This is a genomic window from Flavobacterium flavipallidum, assembly GCF_038289905.1.
In the GTDB taxonomy this organism is placed as follows: Bacteria; Bacteroidota; Bacteroidia; order Flavobacteriales; family Flavobacteriaceae; genus Flavobacterium; species Flavobacterium flavipallidum.
In genome coordinates this window covers 1-1662 of the sequence record NZ_JBBYHU010000064.1, presented here as the reverse complement: position 1 = coordinate 1662, position 1662 = coordinate 1, and the positions used below count along the sequence as shown (strand labels likewise).

Below are 1662 nucleotides of genomic sequence, written 5' to 3'. Positions count from 1 at the left end.
GGCATATTCATAATACCTCAATCTATTGTTTTTCATAAAAATAGGTATTATATTAGAAGAAACAAACCCCGAAATTGCTCAAAAGGAGTCAAAAACGGGGTTTTCTTTTATAGTGTGATGCCAAAAATAGTACGTTTAAGCGAATTTCAATACGAAATTCCAATTTTTATCATTAATAAAGATTTTGATTGTTTTTACGACCAATTTCTAAAAACCGATTTGGGTAAAATATACCTTTCCACGCCTTTTTCTGAGCTTAGCCAATCTTTCAAATTGAAAGATTCTAAAAAAGGGACTCATTGTTATTTTAGTCCTAAGGGAAAAATTGCCCTAATGATGCTCAAAAACTACTACGGTTGTTCAGACAAAAAGCTCATAGAGCTTTTGAACGGTAATATTTTCATGCAGTTTTTTTGCGATATTCTCATTCCTATTAACCAACCATTGACCAACTTTAAAATCGTGAGTCAAATCAGGATGGAACTTTCCAAATCAATGAACATTAGAAAATCTCAGGAAATATTGACCAAGACCTGGATTCCTTACATGAAAGATTTGGACAAAATCTTTACTGATGCCACTTGTTATGAGAGTGAAGTGCGTTTCCCAACTAACCAAAAATTGCTTTGGGAATGTGTTCAGTGGAACTATAAACAAATAGAATCTTTATGTCGGATTTTGAAAATAAAATTACCCAGAACCAAGTATTTGGATTGGTGCAGACGCTATAATGAATATTCCAAAAAGAGAAAAAAGCAATCAAAATACCGCACTAAAGTAACTCGTGGACTCCTGAAATTATTGTACAAACTCAATGGGGAACTCAGCAAAATAGAGAACCAAAACAGCTTTGAAGCCACTGCTAAATACAAACAACAACGTGCCATTGTAGCTAAAGTTTATCAGCAACAGGCACAAATATTCAAAACCGGAAAAAGTGTTCCCGATAGGATTGTGAGCATCAGTAAAAGTTACATTCGTCCCATAGTACGTGGTAAAGAAGTTAAACAAGTAGAGTTTGGGGCCAAAGTCAATAAAATTCAAATAGACGGAATTAATTTTATTGAACACATTCAATATCGAGCTTTCAACGAAGGAACCCGTCTGCAAAGCAGTATCTTTTGCGCTCAAAACCTGACCAAAACCAAAGTAAAAATGCTGGGAGCAGATGCTATTTATGCCACCAATAAAAACCGGACATTTACCACTTCAAACAATATCCAAACCGATTTTGTCCGAAAAGGCAAAGCAGGTAAAAACGAAGAGCAACGTAAAATTTTAGCCAAAGAAATCAAAAAAGAGCGTGCTACACGCTTAGAGGGAAGTTTTGGTAAAGAAAAAGAACATTACAATCTGAGAAAAATCAAAGCCAAAACCCAAAAAAGTGAGATACTTTGGATCTTTTTCGGCATCCATACCGCCAATGCTCTTGAAATTGGAAAAAGAATTTACAACTCACAATTTAAAAGTTTAGTAGCCTAAAAAAAAAATGAAAACTAACTTTGATGGGAGTAGTGTGTCCTGTTGAGAGTAAAAATCTGTTTTTTAGCCGAAACTATATCTTGAAAAATCTCAAAAAGCAAAAATGACCGATAATGGATATCTAAAATCGGTCATTTTCTTTAATTTTTATTCAAAAGATAGATTACTTCTGAATGTGCC

Annotated in this window: 1 protein-coding gene; it reads left to right on the top strand. The window is 34.0% G+C overall.

Going from position 1 to position 1662, the window contains the following annotated elements; genetic code table 11:
• Window positions 1-1482, top strand: a 1482-nt coding sequence (locus AAEO59_RS16315; RefSeq protein ID WP_341701808.1) for a hypothetical protein, incomplete at its 5' end; no start/stop codon positions are given.
• Window positions 1483-1662 lie beyond the last annotated feature (180 nt).